The following is a 23,363-nucleotide window of genomic DNA, read 5'->3' as shown; positions in this document are numbered from 1 at the left end:
AATACAGTTAACAAATAACCGAATAAACATATCCCCAAATAACCTTATAAACAAATAAATCCATTAAAATGGTAGCTCCTTTAGCCGAACGCATACGCCCACAACAACTAGAAGACTATATTAGTCAACAGCATCTTGTGGGGTCTAATGGTTCGCTAACGCAACAAATTGAAAAAGGAATCATACCTTCATTAATCTTTTGGGGACCTCCTGGAACAGGAAAAACCACTTTAGCTCAAATTATTTCGCAAGAATCAAAACGTCCATTTTATATCCTGAGTGCAATTAACTCTGGGGTAAAAGACATTCGTGATGTGATAGAAAAAGCGAAACAAAGTGGCGGACTCTTTACTTCCAAAAATCCTATTTTGTTTATCGATGAGATTCATCGATTTAGCAAATCACAGCAAGATTCTCTGTTAGCTGCTGTAGAAAAAGGATGGATTACACTCATTGGAGCAACAACTGAAAATCCTAGTTTTGAAGTAATACCTGCCCTTTTATCCCGTTGCCAGGTTTACACCTTAAATGCTTTTAATAAAGAAGACTTAGAGACCCTGCTTCACAGAGCAATGAATACGGATGTTATTTTACAAGGCAAAAAAATAAATTTAGCCGAAACAGAGGCGCTATTGCGACTTTCTGGTGGAGATGGTCGGAAACTATTAAATCTTTTTGAACTCGTCGTAAACGCCTCTAATGAGGATGAAATTTTAATTACAAACGATCGTGTATTCGAATTAGTACAACAAAATACTGTTTTGTACGATAAAACGGGAGAACAACATTACGATATCGTTTCTGCCTTTATTAAATCCATTCGCGGAAGTGATCCAAACGGAGCGGTCTATTGGCTAGCCCGAATGATTGAAGGTGGTGAAGACGTAAAATTTATTGCGCGAAGAATGCTTATTCTTGCTAGTGAAGATATTGGAAATGCCAACCCCACAGCCTTTATTATGGCTAATAATACTTTTCAGGCCGTCGCCACAATTGGCTATCCTGAAAGTCGGATTATACTAAGCCAATGTGCAGTTTATTTAGCAACTTCACCCAAAAGCAATGCTTCCTACCTTGCCATAGGTACAGCTCAACAAATAGTAAAACAAACAGGTGACTTACCTGTTCCTATTCATTTGCGCAATGCTCCAACCCAACTGATGAAAGAGCTAGGTTACGGAGAAGACTACAAATATTCGCATGACTATGCCAATAATTTTGCCGAACAAGAATTCTTACCCGAATCACTTAAAGGAACTGCTATCTATGAACCTGGAAATAATGCGAGAGAAAACAGTACTCGAGAGTTTTTAAAAAATCGTTGGAAAGACAAATACGGATACTAAAATTTCACCGCTACTTTTTCTGAAACTAATTTTTCGTTTTCATAATATTCAAAAAACCATTCTTTGTCTTTTTGAATAAAAGCGCCTTGAATAGTTCCTTTTGTAGCCAGATATACATCAGATTTTGATGTTACATACAATTTAAAAATCACTTTCGGACTCGCATCTACTAATTGATAGCCAGTAGCTGTCGCTTGAGCATATACTAAATTAGAATCTGATTTTTGGATTACAGGGGTTGAAACTGCTGATGCAACAACTGGAACAACTTCCTCTTTCAGTGTTACTACAGGCGTTGCAACATTGAGTTTTTCATATTTATAATGTAAATTTTTTACAGATACAAATGCTTCGTCCAATGCCTTTGAATAAGCTAACTCTGTGTCTTTTTCTTTGGTATAACCTGTGTCTGATTTGTAAATTAAATTACCACTACAATCTTTTAATTCAATATGAAATTTAGTAGCTAAAAAGGCATTTTCCTTCACAATATCATAATACAACAATTCACATCGATCGTTGTATTCCTTGGGAAGAATTTCATTCGCATAAAACACCGTAAATCCTGCATTAACCAAATTGGCTTTTGACATCGTACAAAGTCGGTACTGATTATTAGTACGAATAAAATCAAATTTCAATGGAACAATGACCGCTTTGTAATTGTTGCTGTTTTGAGCAAAACAAAATGAAGTCAATAATACGAATGCTAATACTAGTTTTTTCATTATAAATGGTTTTTAAGTTCTAACAAATGATTAATTTGAATAATCCCTTCTGGAACAATTTCATTATTTGGGTTGAAAAATAGCGCGTCTATTCCAAAATCTAAAGCGCCTTGAACATCAGCTTCCAAACAATCGCCAATCATTATACTATGCTCTTTCTTTGCTTGAGCCAAATCCAAAGCATGTTGAAAGATAATAGGATTCGGTTTCTTTACTCCTGCCATCTCAGAATTAGTAATTGTTTCAAAATAAGTTTCAATCTTCGAATTGGCTATTTTTTTATATTGTACACCAGCAAAACCGTTGGTGATAATATGCAACTGATAGTGTGAACTAAGATAGTCTAAAATCTCAATTGCCCCATCAAACAAATGATTATTATCAGGCAAAAAAGTAATGTAATCATCCGCTATTTGATGAATAGCTTCGTCTGAAATTACATAATCCAAGGCATCAAACGTATCTTTCAGCCTTTTATAGCGCAACTCTTCGTGAGTAATTTTGTCGTATTGGTATAATTTCCAACACGCTTGATTGATAGGCGCATATTTTTCAATGAAATGAACTGTTGCAATCTCAGGATGATGTTGCTTAAAAATAGTGTCAAATGCCATTTCAGAATTTTTGTCAAAATCCCAAAGGGTATGATCCAAATCAAAAAAAATATGTTGTATCGATTTATTTTTCATTTCAATTTTTATAAAATTCCTTGGTCAACAAAACTAAAATAACTCGTTTCAGTAACTATCAAATGGTCTAAAATAAGTATTTCCAAACTCTCACCTGCTCGTTTTAATTTCTGCGTAATTTGCTTGTCTGCTTCACTGGGTTTTAAACTACCCGAGGGATGATTATGACACAAAACCAATGAGGTAGCTCCTTGTTCGAGTGCCATTTTAAACACCAATCGCACATCAACCACCGTTCCCGTTATTCCGCCTTTACTCAATTGTGTTTTCGAAATGACCTTGTTGGAATTATTCAAATACACAATCCAAAATTCTTCATGAGGCAACTCTCCAATAATAGGTTGCATCAATTCAAAAATCACTTTACTAGAGGTGATTTTAGTCAATTCAACCGCTTCTTCTGCCCTACGTCTTCTACCTAATTCTAGTGCTGCAACAATAGAAATCGCCTTAGCTTCTCCTATTCCTTTGAATTGCATCAATTGAGACAAACTCTGTTTCCCTAAAGCATTCAAATTATGAGTAACGTTGGCCAAAATTCGTTTGCTTAAATCAACAGCTGATTCATTCCGACTTCCAGAACCAATCAAAATAGCAATCAGTTCAGCATCGCTCAAAGCACTTTTACCTTTAAGCATGAGTTTTTCCCGAGGCTTATCGTCTTCGGACCAACTACTAATGGGAAAGGGGGCGTTTTCCATGTGTAATTAATTTGGGTTATTCTTATTCTATTAATTGTTTGACTTCATCAAAATTTAATCCTCCATAATTTCCAGAACTCATCAACAACAAAGCGGAATTATCTAAATTTCGGTTGAATAAATAATTTTTAAACTCGGCTGGATTGGTATAAATAATCAAATCTTCTCGATTGAACGCTTTGGCAATTTGTTCGTAGGTTACTTCTTCCAATTGTTTGATTTTTACCGCATCTGGCGAATAAAAAACAACCGCTTCATCAGCATATTCTAAAGCACCTTCGTATTCTTTTAAAAATTCAGCATTCAAACTACTATAGGTATGCAACTCTAAACAAGCCACTAAAGTTCTATTAGGGTATTGTTCCTTTACGGCTTTGGTAGTAGCCGCTACTTTACTTGGAGAATGCGCAAAATCTTTGTAGGCTACTTTTCCTTTACCTTCGGCAATTTTTTCTAGTCGTTTAGAAGCTCCTTTGAAACTCGCAATCGCTTCATAAAAGTCGGCTTCATCCACACCCATATTTTGGCAAATCCATTTGGCACCAGCCAAATTATTCAAATTATGGGCACCAAAAACTTCAATTGGCATTGGTCCTTCTGGAGTTTCTAAAAGCGTTACACCATCGTTTACCGTGTAAGCAGGCGTGCTATAAGGCAGTTTACGAATTGGATTCGTAGCGGCTTCCGAAACACGTTTCACCTCAGTATCGTCTTCATTGTATACCAAAATTCCGCCATTAGTGATTTTACCAATGAATATTTCGAATTGCTCTACATAGTTTTCATAGGTTGGAAACACATTAATATGGTCCCATGCAATTCCCGAAATCAACGCAATATTGGGTTGATACAAATGAAACTTCGGGCGTCTATCAATGGGTGAAGACAAATATTCATCGCCTTCCAAAACCATAAAATCATTTTCTTCAGTAAGATGGACCATGGTATCAAAGCCTTCTAACTGAGCTCCCACCATATAATCAACCGCAATATTGTGATAGTGCATCACATGTAAAATCATCGAAGTAATGGTAGTCTTTCCGTGCGAACCTCCAATAACCACTCGGGTTTTATTTTTGGATTGTTCGTATAAAAATTCAGGATACGAATAAATTTTCAATCCTAATTCTTGTGCTTTCAACAACTCAGGGTTATCTGCTTTGGCATGCATTCCTAAAATAACAGCTTCAATATCGCTCGTTATTTTTTCTGGGAACCAACCCATTTCAGCAGGCAGAATACCTTTCTTTTCTAATCGAGATTTTGAAGGTTCAAAAATAGCATCGTCACTTCCTGTTACCTGATACCCTTTGTTATGCAAAGCCAATGCTAAATTGTGCATAGCGCTTCCGCCAATAGCGATAAAATGTAGCCGCCTAGCCCCCATAGAGGGAATACTTTGAGTGTTATTTGTATTAATCATTTTTAGTTTATTTATTTACCTCTTTTTAAGCCCCTCCTTTGGAGGGGTTGGGGAGGCTTATTTCTCAAATTGTTCCTTTAATTGTTTCGCTTTATCCGAATTTTTCATTTTGTACAAATACAAATTGTATAGTTTTTGAAAAGCCAATTTTGAATTGGTCAACTCAAAAGCTTTAATATAATTCAGCTCTGCTTTTTTATTTCTACCGAAATATTCTTCGATATACCCTTTAGACAAATACCCTTCCAATGGCGACAAACGCATCAACTCATTAGAATAAGCTACTGCTTTGGCTTCGCTACCACCTATAATTCCGGGCAATTGTACATACAACAGTACTAAAGCCCAACGCGATTCCTTATGTTTCGGGTCTAAAATTATGGCTTTTTCAAACGATGATTTAATTTCATCAATCATTCCCAATGCCTTGAATTTATTCACTTCTTTCGCTTTCATCCCCAATGCACCACCATATTTATAATAATAGTTAGCTTCATCAGGTTGTAATTGCTTCAATTTCTTATAATAAAAAAGCGCCTTGTCCCATGATTTATTTTGACCTGCAATATCTCCTAAATATTCGATTGCTTTTAAATGAGACGGATTCTCTTTTAAAATGCTTTCAAACAATACACGAGCCTGTTCTGTTTTTCCAGATTCCAAAAGCTGTTCTGCTTTCTCAAAATTAGCTTGAGACCAAAGCATACTTGGAATAAATAATAAAAGAAATACCACTCGATTCATATTTCAAAAATAAGGAAATTAATACTTCTATTTCATTCAAATCGTAAAGGTTTTTCATAAAAAAATCCGCTTCAAAAGAAACGGATTCTAATTTAACACACATTATATCTTTAGTTATTCAACATATTCCATAGTTTGTCTTTCAATTCAGTCAAGCCTTGCTGTGCCACTGACGAAATAAACAAATACGGTATATCTTTGAAAGCCACATCTAATTCGGTTTTAAGTTCGGCCTTAAGCTCATCATCCAACATGTCAATTTTTGAAATCACTAATAGACGTTCTTTGTCTAACATTTCCGGATTGTATTTGGTCAATTCGTTCACCAAAATATCATATTCAGCCTTAATATCTGGTGTATCCACAGGTACTAAAAATAACAAAGTGGAATTACGCTCAATATGACGCAAGAAGTAATGTCCTAACCCTTTCCCTTCAGCTGCACCTTCAATAATTCCTGGAATATCAGCAATAACAAACGATTGAAAATCTCGATAGGCTACAATTCCAAGATTTGGTTTTAAAGTGGTAAAAGGATAATCTGCAATCTTTGGCTTAGCCGAAGTCAAAACAGAAAGTAAAGTAGATTTTCCTGCATTAGGAAAACCAACCAAACCAACATCAGCTAGGACTTTTAATTCTAAAATTACATCCATTTCCACACCCAACAAACCAGGTTGTGCGTAGCGTGGCGTTTGATTTGTAGAACTTCTAAAATGCCAGTTACCAAGTCCTCCTTTACCTCCTTGAGCTAAAATTCTCTTCTCACCGTCTTCGGTAATTTCAAATAAAACCTCTCCAGTTTCTTTGTCTTTGACTACTGTTCCCAAAGGTACTTCAATGTATTTATCATCACCATCGGCTCCTGTACTTCGATCTCCACCTCCATCGCCACCGTGACCGGCTTTGACGTGACGAGCAAATTTCAGGTGAAACAATGTCCAAAGCCCTTTATTTCCAACTAAATACACATGTCCTCCACGACCACCATCTCCACCATCTGGACCTCCTTTTTCAATAAACTTTTCTCTATGCAAATGAGTAGAGCCTTTTCCTCCTTTACCAGAAGAAACATATATTTTAACGTAATCTACGAAGTTACCTTCTGTCATCTTTTCTTAGTTTTCAGCCATCAGTCTAAAGTGTTCGGAAATTTTTAATTCCAAAAAACCTTCTGACGACAATTGTTATTCCTCCCGTATCATTTTTAATTCTCCCAACAAAATACTAACCACTGATTAGTTTATTATTCTTTCAAAGTAGTGATTAAAATTTTATCAATCTTTACACCATCCATTTTTTGAGCTTCAAACTCTAATTTATTCCAAATCAACTTATCACCTTCTTTAGGGATAGCACCCAATTCAGTTATAATAAATCCACTTACGGTAGTCACCTCATAATCAGTCGTTAACTCATCCATATCAAAATAAGTCAAGAAATCATGCAGTGAATACTGTCCATCAACTAGCCATGAGCCGTCTTCATGGGCAATCAACTTATACTCATCGTCATCAAAATCAGCTGCATCTCCTACCAGTGCCTCTAAAATATCATTCAAGGTAATAATTCCTTGAAAAACTCCATATTCATCGGTAATAAACGCATAATGCACTTTAGTTTTCTTGAAATTTTCTAATGCTTTATACGCTGATGTATGTTCGATAAAATAAGATGGTTCTCTAGCTATAGAACGTAAATCAAAGTTACCTTTCTCAAAATTGGCAAACAAATCCTTCAGAAACACAACGCCAACCACCTCATCTAAATTCTCTTCACAAACAGGATAAACAGAATGCAATTCGTCTAACACTTTCGATTTAATTTCCTCTAAAGTGTCATCCATAGAAAGATACACCATCGAGCTACGATGCGTCATCAACGAGTTGACTTTTCTATCCCCAATGTGAAACACACGCTCCACAATGTCCTGCTCAATTTCTTGCACCTCTCCTACTTCAGTACCCTCTTTAATAATAGCCTTAATTTCTTCTTCGGTTACTTTCCCATCTGCCGTGGGCTTGATTTGAAGAATTTTTAATAAAAACTCCGTAGAAGTAGTTAATAACCAAATAAAAGGAGCCGTAATAATGGATATCACTTTCATGGGCATCGCCATCGCTTTTGCAATAGCTTCTGGATGATTTAAACCAATACGTTTAGGTAATAATTCCCCTAAAACTAGAGAGAAAAAAGTCAAAATCACTACTACAATTCCCACCGCAACTGAATGCGCATAAGGTGCAATCGCTTCGAATCCACTTACAAAATATTCGACATCTTCAGTGATTTTATCACCACTATAGATACCGGTTAAAATCCCAATAAGTGTAATTCCTATTTGAACTGTAGAAAGGAATTTGTTTGGCGAATTAGCCAAATCAAGTGCTGTTTTAGCGCTTTTATTTCCTTTTTTAGCAGCGGTCTCTAATCGGCTCTTTCGCGAAGAAATCAACGCGATTTCCGACATTGAGAAAACACCGTTCAAAAGAATTAAAAAAAGTATAATGAGTAGTTCCAATTGTATTGTATTAAAAGTTTAAAGTTAGATTTAAAGATAACCAAACGAAGGTTTCTTTTCAATCCAAAATTTCAAACATTTTGTGATCTATTATAAATTATCGATTACAGTACTCAATCGTTCTGTAATTTCTGCAATTGAACCTATGCCGTCAACAGCATAAAACTTCCCTTGCTCTTTGTAATACCCCATCAAAGGAGCGGTTTTTTCATTGTATTCTTGGTAACGATTTCTGATTTTTTCTTCATCTTGATCGTCTGGTCTTCCTGAAGTTTTTCCTCTTTCTAACAAACGTTGTACTAAGATTTCATCATCTGCCTCCAAAGCTACAGTAGCTGTAATTTGTTGCCCTTTTGATTCCAAAAAGCGATCCAATGCTCCTGCTTGAGCCAATGTTCTTGGAAAACCATCAAATAAAAAACCTGCTGAATGTGGATTATTATCTACTTCGGATTGCAACATTTGAATAGTTACCTCATCAGGAACTAAATCACCCTTATCCATATAGGTTTTGGCTAATTTTCCTAATTCAGTTTCATTTTTAATATTAAATCTAAAAATATCTCCTGTTGAAAGGTGTGTCAAATTGTATTTCCCTTTTAAAAATTCGGCTTGAGTTCCTTTTCCTGCTCCTGGTTTCCCAAATAAAACAATGTTAATCATCTTCTAAATGCTGTTTTTGTGTTGTAAATATGGTTTAATTAGTCTTTCAATTGATATACTTCTGGCAAATTACGACCCAATCCATCATAATCCAAACCATAGCCAACAATAAATTTATTAGGAATTCGAATCCCTACATAATCTATTGGCAACTCTTTCGTATAGGCCTCTGGTTTAAAAAATAAGGTAGCAACCTTAAAATGCTTGACGTTTTTACTTTCGAATAATGCCTTCAAAGCTACTAATGTAGTACCTGTATCAACAATGTCTTCAATCACAATTACAGTCCTACCAGTTAAATCTTGATTCAAACCAATTAACTGTTTTACCTCTTCGGTAGAAGAAGTCCCTTCATAAGAAGCCATTTTAACAAAACTGACTTCACAAGGCGAATCATAACATTTCATCAAGTCTGAAGCCACCATAAAAGCTCCGTTCAAGACCCCAATAAATACAGGGATTTCATCTGAAAAGTCAGCGGTTATTTGCGCTGCCATTTTAGCGATTGCAAGATCTATTTCCTTGGCAGAAATAAAGGGTACAAATTGCTTGTCGTGAAGTTGAATCATTATTCTTTTTAAAAATAAAGAGCAAATATACTGAATTCGGATTGGACAATCTATAAAAGACGGGGAATTTGTAATTTTACAACTACGAATTATGCATTATCAATTGTTAATTATCAACGGACTAAGTATCTTTGCACACATAGGCAACAAAAGCCCAATAGTTGAAGTAAAAGAGAAAACAAATGAATTATTTTTCTTCCGATTTTAAATTAGGAATTTTAGGTGGTGGTCAATTGGGTAAAATGCTATTGTTTGACACCCGAAAATTTGACATTCAAACTTACGTTTTAGACCCAAGTGACGAAGCTCCCTGTAAAATTGCCTGCAATCAATTCTTTCAAGGCGACTTAATGGATTTTGACACGGTATACAACTTCGGAAAAAAAGTAGACGTTTTAACTTTTGAAATCGAATTGGTCAACCTTGACGCTTTAGTACAATTAGAAGCTGAAGGTTTACCTGTTTATCCTTCGCCAAAAACTTTGAAATTAATTCAAAACAAAGGAATCCAAAAAGATTTCTATACCCAACATAATATTCCAACAGCACCTCATCAACGATTTGAAAATCTTCAAGATCTAAAATCAGCAATCAACAATCAGCAATCAGCAATCCAAATGCCTTTTGTATGGAAATGCACCGAATTTGGTTACGATGGAAACGGAGTAAAAGTAGTTCGTAAAGCAACTGATTTAGACGAATTACCCAATGTAGAATGTATTGCTGAGGCAATGATTCCGTTCAAAAATGAATTGGCGGTAATTGTATGTCGCAACCCATCAGGCGAAATCAAAACCTATCCTGTTGTAGAAATGGAATTTCATCCCGAAGCCAATCAAGTAGAATATGTCATTTGTCCAGCACGAATTGATGAGAAAGTAGCTGAAAAAGCGAGAGCCATTGCATTGAACGTTTCACAACAATTCCATCACGTAGGACTATTGGCTGTGGAAATGTTTCAAACGGAAGAAGACGAAATTTTAGTCAATGAAGTCGCTCCAAGACCGCACAATTCAGGACATTATTCGATTGAAGCCAGCTATACCTCTCAATTTGAAAACCATTTGCGTGCCATTTTAGATTTGCCTTTAGGTAATACCGACAGTAAAGTTGCCGGAATTATGGTGAATTTGGTGGGTTCCGAAGGTTATTCAGGACAAGTGATTTATGAGAATATTGAAAAAATATTAGGATGGAATGGCGTTACGCCACACATTTACGGCAAAAAACAAACCCGCCCTTTTAGAAAAATGGGACACGTCACCATTGTCAACGAAGACGTGAACGAAGCAAGGAAAATTGCGGAAGAAGTGAAGAATTCAATAAGAGTAATTAGTGAAGTAAAATAACACCGATTTCACAAATTAGCACAAATCAAATCTGTGAAATCTGTGTTCAAAAAAATAAAAATATGAGTAAAGTAGCAATAATAATGGGTTCCATTTCGGATATGCCAGTAATGCAAGAAGCCATCGACATTTTAAAAGGATTTGATATCGAAACCGAAGTAGATATTGTTTCGGCACACAGAACCCCTGAAAAACTATTCGATTTTAGCAAAAAGGCACACGAAAATGGAATTTCAGTAATTATTGCAGGTGCAGGTGGCGCAGCCCATTTACCAGGAATGGTGGCTTCTATGAGTCCACTCCCAGTAATTGGAGTTCCGGTTAAATCAAGCAATTCTATTGATGGTTGGGATTCAGTTTTGTCCATTTTACAAATGCCAGGCGGGGTACCTGTAGCGACTGTAGCATTGAATGGAGCAAAAAACGCAGGGATTTTGGCAGCGCAAATTATTGGAAGCCACGACAAATGTGTTTTAGACAAAATCATCGCCTACAAACAAGGCTTAAAAGAAACTGTAATCAAAGCTTCCGAAGGGTTAAAAAAATAATAGTAAAACCATTAAGGGATTAAGGTTCATTAAGATTTTGATTCAGTAATCATACTTAATTTTTCTTAATCCCTTAATGGTTAAAAATAAAGAAACTAAATTGTACAATGAACATTTTAACCTCAACATTCAATTCCAAATACAATTCTGCACCTTTCTCTCAGATTCAAATGAGCGACTACCAACCCGCTTTTGAAGCTACAATTGCGAGTGCAAGAGCTGAAATAGAAGCGATTACTCACAATTCAGCTACGCCTACTTTTGAAAATACGATTGAAGCGCTGGATTTTTCAGGGCAAGCGTTGGATCGCTTATCCTCGATTTTCTTTAATTTGAATTCGGCAGAAACCTGCGACGAAATGCAAAAAATCGCACAAGAAGTATCACCGATTTTAACTGCTTTTAGCAATGATATTTCTTTAAATGAAAACTTGTTCCAAAGAGTCAAAGCGATTTACGATAAAAAAGATACTTTAAATCTAACTCCTGAACAAGCGACTTTATTAGATAAAAAATACAAAAGTTTTGCCCGAAACGGAGCCTTACTTGCTGAAGATAAAAAATCACGCTTACGCGAAATCGATACCGAATTAGCCAAGCTAAAACTAACTTTTGGCGAAAATGTTTTGGCAGAAACCAATAACTACCAACTGCACATCACTAATGAAACCGACTTAAAAGGCTTGCCTGAAGGAGCTATCGAAATGGCAAATGCTTTAGCCAAATCGAAAGAGATGGAAGGCTGGATTTTTACTTTAGACTTTCCTAGTTACTTGCCTTTTGTAACCTATGCTGATAACCGCGAATTGCGAAAAGAAATCACCATTGCCGCAGGTAAAAAAGCCTTTCAAAATAATGAATTTGACAACCAAGAAATCACGTTACAAATTGCCAAATTGCGTTACGAACGCGCCAATTTATTAGGCTATGAAACACACGCTCACTTTGTTTTGGAAGAGCGTATGGCACAACATCCGGATCAAGTAAAAACCTTTTTAAATGATTTGTTAGCCAAAGCCAAGCCAGCAGCCGAAAAAGAATTTGCTCAATTAACGGCTTTCGCCAAAGATCTAGATGGCATTGACCAATTAGAAAAATGGGACGGTCCCTATTATTCTGAAAAATTGAAACAAAAATTATTCAATTTGGATGACGAGCTTTTAAAACCGTATTTCAAATTAGAAAACGTGTTGAACGGGGCATTCACGATTGCTAACAAACTATTTGGTTTAACATTCAGAGAGATTTTCGATATTGACAAATACCATGCTGATGTGCAAACCTTTGAAGTTTTGGACGAAAAAAACGAGTTGGTAGCACTTTTCTACGCCGACTTCTTCCCTAGAAAAGGAAAACGTAACGGAGCTTGGATGACATCCTACAAGCCTCAATACATTCAAAATGGGATAAATGAAAGACCACATATTTCGAATGTGTGTAATTTTACACCGCCTACTCCAACCAAACCTTCTCTATTAACGTTCAACGAAGTAACTACTTTGTTTCATGAATTCGGACACGGTTTACACGGTATGTTGGCAAATACTACTTATCCAAGTTTGTCAGGCACTTCGGTATATTGGGATTTTGTAGAATTGCCTTCGCAAGTGATGGAAAATTGGTGTTACGAACCCGAAGCCTTAGCGCTGTTTGCCAAACATTATGAAACAGGCAAAATCATTCCGCAAGAATATGTAGAAAAAATTAAAGAAAGTGCCAGTTTCTTAGAAGGAATGGCTACGTTGCGCCAATTGAGTTTTGGACTATTAGACATGGCTTTCCATAGTAATAACCCAACAGAAATTACGAACGTCAAAGCGTTTGAAAAAGAAGCTTTTGATGGTACTAGTCTGTATCCAGATGTAACCGAAAACTGCATGAGCGTTTCTTTCTCTCATATTTTTCAAGGTGGGTATTCTTCGGGATACTACAGCTACAAATGGGCCGAAGTATTAGATGCAGATGCGTTTGCCTATTTCCAAGAAAAAGGGATTTTCAATAAAGAAGTCGCTACCAAATTCAAAGATAATGTACTTTCAAAAGGTGGCACAGAACACCCAATGACATTGTACAAACGTTTTAGAGGTCAGGAACCAAAACCAGAAGCGTTATTGAAACGCGCAGGGTTGATTTAGAATATTAGATTGTAAAATGTATAAAAACCGGAGTTAATTACTTCGGTTTTTTTATTTCAATACAATCGAGATTAACCACCATACTATTGGCAAACTCTCCACCCAAAAGGAGGTGTAATACCAACTCCTTTTTGGGGAAGAAAAATAAATCGCTACTCCTGAAGATAAAGCATAGATAAGGCATGGATAGTGTATGGATAATGCATGAAAAGAGGCAACACAATACAACCCTACTAATACATAACCTATTTGTTTTGTTCTTGCAACTCCAAACAAATGAGGTAGAGTTTGCAAAGAAACAGCATCAGTCATGCTATCCGAAATTTCAAAAGGAATCATCAAGCTAGAAAGCAAAAGGAATCGTTGCACAAAAAACCAAGCAACGTCTGCACTAGCCTTCAACGGAACAGCCACCGTGATATAACTCACAACAATACTGACAAAGAAAGGTTTCAACCAACCCAATTTACGGATTAAAGGATACAACACAACCAATCCTAAAGCCACTAACAAATCGAACTGTATCGCGGCGTCTTGCTCCAAAAAGAGCAACAAAAATCCTATCGCAGCTACTACAGAAACACTTAGTATCCCAATAATATTGTATCGTAAACGCTTGTTTGACAGAAACCATTCGGAATATTTCAAAAAATTATAACCTACAACTGTCCCAAAAAAAACCAAAAACGAATAACTAGTCCATTGAGGAACACTTAGCTGCACTAGACAAAACACAGCTACTCCAACATGAATTGAAGAATGAATATAGAAATCTACTATTTTTCTAAAAGTTAGCATGCTGCAAAACTAACAAATCTGTTAATAAGACCTGATTTTGGTTAACAAATTCTCAAAACATTACCATTTGTTGAACTTAAAAATACAAGTTTAATAATTACTTTTGCTTGCGAATTCTTTGTCTGAAAACAACATCGAATTAAAACACAACCCTATTTACTTTTATACTATATAAATGAAAACAGACGCATTTGCTTTACGCCATATAGGTCCAAGAGAAAGTGACCTACAACACCTTTTTAAAACTATTGGAGTTGACTCACTTGACCAATTAATTGCCGAAACTATCCCAACAGATATTCGTCTTAAAAAAGACTTAGAGTTAGACGATCCAATGACTGAATACGAGTACTTAAGTCATATTCAAGAATTGGGAAGTAAAAACAAAGTGTTTAAATCATATATCGGTTTAGGGTATCACCCTGCTGTTGTTCCTGCCGTAATTCAAAGAAATATTTTTGAAAACCCAGGTTGGTATACCGCTTATACACCCTACCAAGCAGAAATCGCACAAGGTCGTTTAGAAGCGATTTTAAACTATCAAACTACCATTATCGAATTAACAGGAATGGAAATCGCTAATGCCTCATTACTTGATGAAGGTACGGCAGCAGCCGAAGCGATGGCTTTGTTATTCGATGTGCGTTCTCGTGACCAAAAGAAAAATAACATAAAGAAATTCTTCGTTTCAGAAGAAATTTTACCTCAAACATTATCGGTATTAGAAACACGCGCTACTCCAAAAGGAATAGAATTAGTGGTTGGAAATCATGAAACATTTGATTTCTCTTCTGATTTTTTTGGAGCCATGTTGCAATATCCTGGAAAATACGGTCAAGTTAATGACTATGCTGGTTTTATTGCCAAATCACATACTAACGAAATAAAAGTTGCTGTAGCAGCGGATCTTTTATCGTTAGCCAAATTAACTCCTCCGGGAGAAATGGGAGCTGATGTAGTGGTAGGAACTTCACAACGATTTGGGATTCCAATAGGTTATGGCGGACCACACGCTGCTTATTTTGCCACTAAAGAAGAACACAAACGTTCGATGCCAGGAAGAATCATTGGGGTAACTATTGATGCGAATGGAAAAAGAGCTTTACGAATGGCTTTGGGAACTCGTGAGCAACACATCAAACGTGAAAAAGCAACTTCAAACATCTGTACTGCTCAAGTTTTATTAGCGGTTATGGCTGGAATGTACGCTGTTTATCACGGGCCAAAAGGACTGAAATACATTGCTAATAAAGTTCACGCATCTGCAGTGACTTTGGCGGAAGCCTTAAATCAATTAGGTATTTACCAAACCAATACTACTTTCTTCGATACCCTTTTGGTTAAAGCAGATGCAACTAAAGTAAAAGCGGTTGCAGAAAAAAATGAAGTAAACTTCTTTTATGTAGATGGAGAAACCATTTCAATTTCATTAAACGAAACCACTTCATTAGCAGATTTAAACCACATTGTATCTATTTTTGCTGAAGCATTAGGGAAGTCAAATGTGCAAATTAATGAATTTGTAAATGAAACAATGGTTCCTAAAAACTTAGAAAGAACCTCAACTTTCTTACAACACGAAGTATTCAACAACCATCATTCTGAAAGTCAGTTGATGCGTTATATCAAAAAATTAGAGCGCAAAGATTTGTCCTTGAATCATTCCATGATTTCATTAGGTTCTTGTACTATGAAATTGAACGCTGCTGCCGAAATGCTACCTTTATCGATGGCCAACTGGAACAGCATTCACCCATTTGCACCAATTGAACAAGCAGAAGGGTACCAAATCATGTTGAAAAAACTAGAACACCAATTGAATGTGGTAACTGGTTTTGCGGGTACAACTTTACAACCTAATTCAGGAGCGCAAGGCGAATACGCAGGTTTAATGACCATTAGAGCCTATCACTTGTCAAGAGGTGATGACCATAGAAATGTGTGTTTGATTCCTTCATCAGCTCATGGAACCAATCCGGCATCAGCAGCGATGGCAGGAATGGAAATTATTGTAACCAAAACAACTCCAGAAGGAAATATTGACGTAGAAGATTTACGCGCTAGAGCCATTGAATTCAAAGATCGTTTGTCTTGCTTAATGGTAACCTATCCATCAACTCATGGTGTTTTTGAAAGTTCAATCATTGAAATTACCAATCTAATCCACGAGAATGGCGGTTTAGTCTATATGGATGGTGCTAATATGAATGCGCAAGTAGGATTAACGAATCCGGCGACCATTGGCGCAGATGTTTGTCACTTGAACTTACACAAAACCTTTGCTATTCCTCACGGTGGTGGCGGACCTGGTGTAGGACCAATTTGTGTGAACGAAAAATTAGTTCCGTTTTTACCAACAAATCCAATTATTCCAACAGGTGGAAACCAAGCTATTTCGGCTATTTCAGCAGCGCCTTATGGATCGGCTTTAGTCTGTTTAATTTCGTACGGCTACATTTCGATGTTAGGTTCAGAAGGATTAACGAATGCTACTAAGTATGCCATTTTGAATGCTAATTATATGAAAGTGCGTTTAGAAGACCACTACCCTGTTCTTTACTCTGGGGAAATGGGAAGAGCGGCTCACGAAATGATTTTAGATTGTCGTGCTTTCAAACAACAAGGTGTGGAAGTTACTGATATTGCCAAACGTTTAATGGATTACGGTTTCCACGCTCCAACGGTTTCTTTCCCGGTTGCAGGAACGTTAATGATTGAACCAACAGAATCGGAAGATGTAGCCGAATTAGATCGTTTTTGTGATGCCTTGATTGCTATTAGAAAAGAGATTGAGGTGGCTACCGCAGACAACCACAATACGGTTTTACACAACGCACCACATACACAAGCCATGCTTACGGCTGATGTTTGGGATTTCCCATACACTAGAGCAGAAGCGGCTTTCCCGTTGGAATACATTGCAGAAAATAAATTTTGGCCAAGTGTTCGTCGTGTAGATGATGCCTATGGAGATCGAAATTTAGTTTGTTCTTGTGCTCCAATTGAAGCCTATATGTAAGCTTTAGTTTAAAGTTTCAGGTTTAAAAGTTTAAAAGTTCAAGGTTTATATTTAATCTTGAACTTTTTTTACAACTTGAAACTTGACTTGAGAAGAAGTTGAACATAGCGAAGCTAAACCTAAAACTCGAAACTTATTTCAAAAATGAAAGACATTCAAACTCCAGAAGAAATCTATATTGTAGTAGATGAATTCTACAAAAAATTATTGGCTGACGATAGCATCAGCTATATTTTTACTGATGTAGTCAAAATAAAATTAGAAGAACACTTGCCTATTCTGGTTACTTTTTGGTCACAAGCGATCTTAGGAACTGGTGGTTATGTCAATAATCTCACCCAAATTCATTTAGATGTGAATGCTAAATCTTATTTATCCAAAGAGCTATTTGACATTTGGCTCACTCATTTTGAAGCAGCTATCAATGAAAATTTCGAAGGATTCAATTGTGAGCGAATGAAAAACCAAGCCCATAATTTATCTACCATAATGCAAATAAAAATTGCGCAACAAGAGAAATAATTACCAAATTATTATTTTTCAAATATTATTATTAAAAAATTAATAATAAATCGACCAAAAATAGTTTTTATGCAATAATTCCGAATAAAAATGATATTTTCGTAACATAATATCATACTTTATGAACATCAAAATAAGCGGAATAGGAAGTTATATTCCTGAAAAAAGCGTTAGCAACACTGATTTTTCTGATCATGTTTTCTTAAATGAAGACGGAAGTCCTTTTGGATATCCAAACGAAGTAGTAGTCAATAAATTTAAGAGTATTACTGGAATTGAAAACAGACGCTATGCTAACGATCAATACACCTCATCTGATTTAGGCTATTTTGCTGCCCAAAAAGCAATAGCTAACGCCAATATAGATCCTGAAACCATTGATTATATTATTTTTGCGCACAACTTTGGCGACGTAAAACACGGGACAATCCAATCGGATATGTTGCCGAGTTTAGCCACAAGAGTAAAACATAAATTACAAATTCAAAACCCAAAATGCGTCGCTTACGATCTTCTTTTTGGTTGTCCGGGATGGATAGAAGGTGTTTTACAAGCCAATGCTTTTATCAAATCTGGCATGGCAAAACGTTGTTTGGTAATTGGTGGAGAGACTTTATCACGAGTAGTGGATGACCACGACCGAGATTCAATGATTTATTCTGACGGAGCTGGAGCATCCATTATAGAAGCATCAGATGATGCAAGTGGAATGCTATCTTATGAAAGCGCTACATTTGCTAATGACGAAGCAGGCTACTTATTCTTCGGAAAATCGTATAATTCCAATTTAGACCCAGACACTAAATACATCAAAATGTATGGACGTAAAATCTATGAATTTGCATTAAGCAACGTGCCTTCAGCTATGAAAAGTTGTTTGGAAAAAAGTGGACTAGGCATTGATGATGTCAAAAAAATATTGATTCACCAAGCCAATGAAAAAATGGATGAAGCTATTGTACATCGTTTCTACAAATTGTACGGAAAAACACCTCCAAAAGACGTAATGCCAATGAGTATTCATGATTTAGGAAACAGCAGCGTGGCTACCGTACCAACGCTTTTCGACCAAGTGCTTCAGGGTAAAATCGAAAATCAAGAAATCAATAAAGGTGATGTTTTAATTTTTGCATCGGTAGGAGCAGGAATGAATATCAATGCTTTTGTATACCGATATTAAACTCAATGTAATTATCTCTAATCCGCAGTTTATCTCATAAGCTGCGGATTTCTTATTGATATCCTACTCTTTAAAAGTTTAAAATTCAAAACTTTATTTATCTTTGTTGCTTTAACAAAATAGAACGGATTTTAGACCGTTCCTTACTATCAATATGTACGAAAAAACGTTTCCAAATAAAAGGTTCAAACACACTTTAGATTTTTTACAAAAACACATTGCTACTTCAGAAACTATTTTTGATTTAGGTGTTCCTAATCCGTTTTCAAAAATTATGATTGAAAATGGATACACTGTAAAAAATACTTCAGGAGAAGATTTAGACAACAATCAAAGTGCTTTACAAAACGAAAACTACACTGTTTTTACCGCCTTTGAAATTTTCGAACATTTACTCAATCCGTACACTATTTTACAAAATGTAAAATCAGACAAATTATTGATTTCGATTCCGCTTCGTTTGTGGTTTTCCCCAGCTTACAGAAGTAAAACAGATATGTGGGATAGACATTATCATGAATTTGAAGACTGGCAATTGGACTGGTTATTAGAAAAAACAGGCTGGAAAATCATTGCAAGAGAGAAATTTACACACCCTGTAAAAAAGATTGGATTTAGACCTTTGTTGCGTTTTTTCACTCCAAGATATTACATCGTTTACGCCGAAAAAATAAAATAATGAAGTATTATATCGTTATTCCTACTTACAATGAAGAACAATTTATTGCTTTAACATTACAATCGTTAGTAGATCAAACTGTTCTTCCGACGAAAGTAATTGTAGTGAATGACAATTCAACTGATAGAACTCCAGATATAGTTTTGGATTTCGCAGAAAAACACCCATGGATTTCACTGGTAACCAAAACCTCCAGCGCGATTCATTTACCAGGAAGTAAAGTAATTCAGGCTTTTCAAAAAGGATTAGAATCTATAGACGAAGACTACGATTTGATTGTAAAAGCAGATTCCGATTTGATTTTTCCATCCAATTACTTTGAAACCATCATTTCTCATTTTGAATCGGATGCCTCTATTGGAATGGTAGGTGGTTTTTGTTACATCGAAAAAAATGGAGAATGGATTTTAGAAAATTTAACCGATAAAGATCACATTCGCGGTGCGTTAAAAGCCTATCGAAAAGCAACTTTCAAACAAATCGGAGGCCTAAGAGCGCAAATGGGCTGGGACACTGTTGACGAATTGTTGTGTAAATTCTACAATTGGAAAGTGATGACTGACGAAAGTTTACACGTAAAACACTTAAAACCAACAGGAGCTAATTACAACAAAACTGCCCGCTACAAACAAGGTGAAGCATTTTACACTTTGGGTTATGGTTTTACAATCACTGCTATCGCTTCATTGAAATTAGCGATGCGAAAAGGCAAACCTTTTTTATTTATTGATTATTTAATTGGATTTTTGAAAGCAAAAATTGCCAATAGACCTCTATTAGTAACTGCTGATCAAGCACAGTTTATTAGAAAATATCGATTACAAAAAATGAAAGCCAAACTTTTTCGATAATTCTAATTGCAAAACTCCTTATTCAAATCACCTAAAGACATTACATTTTTTGTAATTTAGCCCATATTTTTAAACTATGATGCTCCTCAAATATTTATCGCAAATAGGCCGCTATTTCTTAATGTTGAAAGACATGTTCAACAGACCTGTAAAGTGGAGTGTGATGAAACAATTAATACTAAAAGAAATCGATGACTTGATTATTGATTCGTTAGGAATTGTAAGTTTTATTTCCTTTTTTGTAGGTGGTGTTGTAGCTATTCAAACCGCACTAAACTTAACCAATCCCTTAATTCCAAGATACTTAATTGGATTTGCAACACGTCAATCTGTAATTTTAGAGTTTGCACCTACTTTTATCTCAATAGTAATGGCTGGGAAAATGGGTTCGTTTATCACTTCCAGCATTGGAACTATGCGAGTAACTGAACAAATTGATGCTTTAGAAGTAATGGGGGTCAACTCTTTAAATTACTTAGTTTTTCCAAAAATAGTTGCCCTTTTATTATACCCTTTTGTGATTGGAATTTCAATGTTTTTAGGAATATTTGGAGGATATCTTGCTGCCGTTTATGGTGGATTTGCATCTCAACAAGACTTTATTGATGGTGTGCAAATTAATTTTATCCCATTCCATATTACTTATGCCTTCATAAAAACCTTGTCTTTTGCTTTTATCTTAGCTACTATTCCCTCTTTTCATGGGTACTACATGAAAGGTGGAGCGCTTGAGGTGGGTAAAGCAAGTACTATTTCATTTGTGTGGACATCGGTTGTAATTATTCTTCTGAACTATATACTGACTCAAATTTTGTTAAGCTAATGATTGAAGTAAAAAACATAGAGAAACGATTTGGAGAGCAAAAAGTACTAAAAGGAATTAGTACTACTTTTGAAGCAGGACAAACTAGTTTAGTCATCGGTCAAAGTGGTTCAGGTAAAACCGTTTTTATCAAATCATTATTAGGGATTCATGAGATTGACAAAGGCACTATAGCTTTCAATGACCGAATTTATGGAAAAATGAATAAGGATGAAAAGCGTGAACTTCGAAGTGAAATTGGAATGGTATTCCAAGGGAGTGCCTTGTTTGACAGTTTGACTGTAGAAGAAAATATTGGTTTCCCCTTGAAAATGTTTACCAATAAAACCCCTAAAGAAATTAAAGAACGTGTCGATTTTGTTATTGAACGTGTCAATCTTATCGAAGCACACCATAAAAAACCTTCTGAAATTTCTGGAGGAATGCAAAAACGTGTGGCTATTGCCCGCGCTATTGTAAACAATCCAAAATACTTATTTTGTGATGAACCAAATTCAGGTTTAGACCCTAAAACAGCTACAGTAATTGATAATTTGATTCAAGAAATTACAAAAGAATACAATATTACGACGGTAATTAATACCCATGATATGAACTCTGTAATGGAAATTGGAGAGAAAATTGTTTTTCTAAAAAAAGGACTCATTGCTTGGGAGGGTACTAAAGAAGAAATTTTCAGAACCGACAACAAAGCAGTTGTAGATTTTGTGTATTCTTCTAATCTATTTAAAAAAGTAAGAGCAGCTGTTCTAAACGGACATTAATTCGTTTTCAATAGTTCAACTTCGGCATTAGGATTGAAGAGATAGGTTTTACCTGTACTGATTTCCAAGCACTCGAATCGTTTGGTTCGAACTGCTATTTTTTTAAATATTTTACCATTTGAAATTCGAAATATACTCCCATAGGGAATTTCAAACACATAATTTTTATCATTTTGTTGGTCAAATTGTTTTAGCGCCAAAGACAATGTAGTATCCGTATCACTACTCGCCGATGGATTTTTGAAATGTCTTGCTAGTAAGGGCAATAAATGGTGTGGAAAAATCTCTGGTCGAATAAACGGCACCATCAAACGTTGAAACGAATATTTCCATTCATTACCATGTGGTTTAATAGTACGCCCAAATTTTTCAAATGCTACAAGATGCGAAATTTCATGAATTAAGGTAATCAAAAATTTGTATTGATTCAAGTTCGCATTAACCGTTATTTCGTGTTTTCCATTCAAGCCTCTTCGATAATCACCATGACGAGTTTGGCGCTCGTTTACTATTTTGAGATGCACTTGATGTGTCACAATCAATTCAAAAACGGGCTTCACAGCGTGTTCAGGTAAATATCTAGCTAAGGTTTCGCTCAAAACAAGATTATTTTATGGATTAGAAGAAGATACTTCCAAGACTTTTCCATTGTAATATTTATTCCCCGTCAAGGTAAAATCAACAATATATTCTGCCATATCAGCTGCTGAAATTGGAGCCTGATACCCTGGAAACGCTTCTGCTAACATTTCGGTTTGGACCGCTCCAAGAGCCAATACATTAAAGGCAATTCCTTGTTCTTTGTACTCTTCGGCTAACAATTCAGATAGTGTAATTACAGCGCCTTTACTTGAACTATAGGCAGATAGACCTGCAAATTTCAAACTGCCTTGAATACCTCCCATCGAACTAATGGTAACAACATGGCTACCTTTTTGCAAATACGGTAACGCGACACGAGTCAAATTCGCTACGCCAAAAACATTGACTTTATAAATACTTTCAAAATCAGCTTGCGAAGTTTCTGAAAAAGGCTTCAACAACAAACTTCCGGCATTGTGAACAATGGCATCAACCTGTTTCCAAGTTGATTGTAAATAGTCGGCTACTTTTTGTAAATCGGTTTCATTTGCTAAATCAACCGAAAGACAACTGATGTTTTCATTACCCATTAATGCTTGAGGAATAGTTCTAGAAAGTGCTACAACATGATGCCCTTTAGATGCAAATTGCAAAGCTAATTCTAAACCTATACCCCTACTCGTACCTGTAACTACAATATTTTTCATGAAGCAAAAGTAACTAAATTAG

General features: G+C 35.8%; 23 protein-coding genes. 11 read left to right on the top strand and 12 right to left on the bottom strand.

The window, feature by feature from the left end:
• Nucleotides 1-68 precede the first annotated feature (68 nt).
• Nucleotides 69-1,346 carry a replication-associated recombination protein A gene (locus tag RMR09_RS02555; protein ID WP_310594275.1) on the top strand — a complete coding sequence of 426 codons (1,278 nt, stop codon included), beginning with the start codon at nt 69-71 and terminating at the stop codon, nt 1,344-1,346.
• Here RMR09_RS02555 and RMR09_RS02550 read toward each other — a convergent pair.
• From RMR09_RS02550 to hpt, 9 genes are all read right to left on the bottom strand, one after another.
• The gene (locus RMR09_RS02550) at nt 1,343-2,074 is read right to left on the bottom strand and encodes a hypothetical protein (RefSeq protein WP_310594274.1); all 732 of its coding nucleotides are present in this window, start codon (nt 2,072-2,074) and stop codon (nt 1,343-1,345) included. The genes RMR09_RS02555 and RMR09_RS02550 overlap by 4 nt on opposite strands.
• Complete coding sequence (locus RMR09_RS02545) at nt 2,074-2,763, bottom strand: YjjG family noncanonical pyrimidine nucleotidase (protein ID WP_310594273.1); 690 nt, start codon at nt 2,761-2,763, stop codon at nt 2,074-2,076. Before RMR09_RS02545 ends, RMR09_RS02550 begins: the two co-directional genes overlap by 1 nt.
• Before the next feature lie 8 nt (nt 2,764-2,771).
• Entirely contained in the window at nt 2,772-3,464 is a 693-nt protein-coding gene (radC, locus tag RMR09_RS02540) for a RadC family protein (RefSeq protein WP_310594272.1), read from the bottom strand.
• Between the two features lie 22 nt (nt 3,465-3,486).
• Nucleotides 3,487-4,887 carry a Mur ligase family protein gene (gene murC, locus RMR09_RS02535; RefSeq protein WP_310594271.1) on the bottom strand — a complete coding sequence of 467 codons (1,401 nt, stop codon included), beginning with the start codon at nt 4,885-4,887 and terminating at the stop codon, nt 3,487-3,489.
• Between the two features lie 57 nt (nt 4,888-4,944).
• Nucleotides 4,945-5,631, bottom strand: a complete 687-nt coding sequence (locus tag RMR09_RS02530; RefSeq protein WP_310594270.1) for a tetratricopeptide repeat protein — start codon at nt 5,629-5,631, stop codon at nt 4,945-4,947.
• Nucleotides 5,632-5,741: 110 nt separating this feature from the next.
• Nucleotides 5,742-6,743 (bottom strand): GTPase ObgE, encoded by a 1,002-nt coding sequence (gene obgE / locus RMR09_RS02525; RefSeq protein ID WP_310594269.1) that lies wholly within the window; start codon nt 6,741-6,743, stop codon nt 5,742-5,744.
• Between the two features lie 134 nt (nt 6,744-6,877).
• The gene (locus RMR09_RS02520; protein ID WP_409070950.1) at nt 6,878-8,101 is read right to left on the bottom strand and encodes a hemolysin family protein; all 1,224 of its coding nucleotides are present in this window, start codon (nt 8,099-8,101) and stop codon (nt 6,878-6,880) included.
• Between the two features lie 141 nt (nt 8,102-8,242).
• The gene (locus RMR09_RS02515) at nt 8,243-8,815 is read right to left on the bottom strand and encodes an adenylate kinase (RefSeq protein ID WP_310594267.1); all 573 of its coding nucleotides are present in this window, start codon (nt 8,813-8,815) and stop codon (nt 8,243-8,245) included.
• Nucleotides 8,816-8,853: 38 nt separating this feature from the next.
• The gene (gene hpt / locus RMR09_RS02510) at nt 8,854-9,384 is read right to left on the bottom strand and encodes a hypoxanthine phosphoribosyltransferase (RefSeq protein ID WP_310594266.1); all 531 of its coding nucleotides are present in this window, start codon (nt 9,382-9,384) and stop codon (nt 8,854-8,856) included.
• Between the two features lie 182 nt (nt 9,385-9,566).
• Between hpt and RMR09_RS02505 the strand changes: the two genes are divergently transcribed.
• The 3 genes from RMR09_RS02505 (at nt 9,567) to RMR09_RS02495 (ending at nt 13,416) form a co-directional block, all read left to right on the top strand.
• Nucleotides 9,567-10,733: a 5-(carboxyamino)imidazole ribonucleotide synthase gene (locus RMR09_RS02505; protein ID WP_310594265.1), complete on the top strand. Its 1,167-nt coding sequence runs from the start codon at nt 9,567-9,569 to the stop codon at nt 10,731-10,733.
• A gap of 62 nt (nt 10,734-10,795) precedes the next feature.
• Nucleotides 10,796-11,281, top strand: coding sequence for a 5-(carboxyamino)imidazole ribonucleotide mutase (gene purE, locus RMR09_RS02500; protein ID WP_310594264.1), 486 nt, complete (start codon nt 10,796-10,798; stop codon nt 11,279-11,281).
• Nucleotides 11,282-11,388: 107 nt separating this feature from the next.
• Nucleotides 11,389-13,416 (top strand): M3 family metallopeptidase, encoded by a 2,028-nt coding sequence (locus RMR09_RS02495; RefSeq protein WP_310594263.1) that lies wholly within the window; start codon nt 11,389-11,391, stop codon nt 13,414-13,416.
• Between the two features lie 51 nt (nt 13,417-13,467).
• Here RMR09_RS02495 and RMR09_RS02490 read toward each other — a convergent pair whose 3' ends face one another.
• Nucleotides 13,468-14,214: a hypothetical protein gene (locus RMR09_RS02490; protein WP_310594262.1), complete on the bottom strand. Its 747-nt coding sequence runs from the start codon at nt 14,212-14,214 to the stop codon at nt 13,468-13,470.
• Nucleotides 14,215-14,389: 175 nt separating this feature from the next.
• On the opposite strand from RMR09_RS02490, the gene gcvP reads away from it, so the two are divergent.
• From gcvP to RMR09_RS02455, 7 genes are all read left to right on the top strand, one after another.
• The gene (gcvP, locus tag RMR09_RS02485) at nt 14,390-17,233 is read left to right on the top strand and encodes an aminomethyl-transferring glycine dehydrogenase (protein ID WP_310594261.1); all 2,844 of its coding nucleotides are present in this window, start codon (nt 14,390-14,392) and stop codon (nt 17,231-17,233) included.
• Nucleotides 17,234-17,377: 144 nt separating this feature from the next.
• Entirely contained in the window at nt 17,378-17,755 is a 378-nt protein-coding gene (locus tag RMR09_RS02480; RefSeq protein WP_310594260.1) for a group III truncated hemoglobin, read from the top strand.
• Nucleotides 17,756-17,876: 121 nt separating this feature from the next.
• Nucleotides 17,877-18,935, top strand: a complete 1,059-nt coding sequence (locus RMR09_RS02475; protein ID WP_310594259.1) for a ketoacyl-ACP synthase III — start codon at nt 17,877-17,879, stop codon at nt 18,933-18,935.
• A gap of 154 nt (nt 18,936-19,089) precedes the next feature.
• Nucleotides 19,090-19,614: a methyltransferase gene (locus tag RMR09_RS02470; RefSeq protein WP_310594258.1), complete on the top strand. Its 525-nt coding sequence runs from the start codon at nt 19,090-19,092 to the stop codon at nt 19,612-19,614.
• Entirely contained in the window at nt 19,614-20,465 is an 852-nt protein-coding gene (locus RMR09_RS02465) for a glycosyltransferase family A protein (protein WP_310594257.1), read from the top strand. Before RMR09_RS02470 ends, RMR09_RS02465 begins: the two co-directional genes overlap by 1 nt.
• 76 nt (nt 20,466-20,541) lie before the next feature.
• A complete protein-coding gene (locus RMR09_RS02460; RefSeq protein WP_310594256.1) occupies nt 20,542-21,288 on the top strand; it encodes an ABC transporter permease in 747 nt (248 codons plus the stop codon).
• Complete coding sequence (locus RMR09_RS02455) at nt 21,288-22,052, top strand: ATP-binding cassette domain-containing protein (protein ID WP_310594255.1); 765 nt, start codon at nt 21,288-21,290, stop codon at nt 22,050-22,052. Before RMR09_RS02460 ends, RMR09_RS02455 begins: the two co-directional genes overlap by 1 nt.
• Here the strand turns inward: RMR09_RS02455 and RMR09_RS02450 are convergent.
• Together RMR09_RS02450 and RMR09_RS02445 are read right to left on the bottom strand one after the other, a co-directional pair.
• Complete coding sequence (locus RMR09_RS02450; protein ID WP_310594254.1) at nt 22,049-22,651, bottom strand: SprT-like domain-containing protein; 603 nt, start codon at nt 22,649-22,651, stop codon at nt 22,049-22,051. The genes RMR09_RS02455 and RMR09_RS02450 overlap by 4 nt on opposite strands.
• A gap of 12 nt (nt 22,652-22,663) precedes the next feature.
• A complete protein-coding gene (locus RMR09_RS02445; RefSeq protein WP_310594253.1) occupies nt 22,664-23,341 on the bottom strand; it encodes an SDR family oxidoreductase in 678 nt (225 codons plus the stop codon).
• Nucleotides 23,342-23,363 lie beyond the last annotated feature (22 nt).

It is taken from the genome of Flavobacterium sp. (genome assembly GCF_031537875.1).
GTDB lineage: Bacteria > Bacteroidota > Bacteroidia > Flavobacteriales > Flavobacteriaceae > Flavobacterium.
This window is presented reverse-complemented; position numbering and strand designations above follow the sequence as displayed.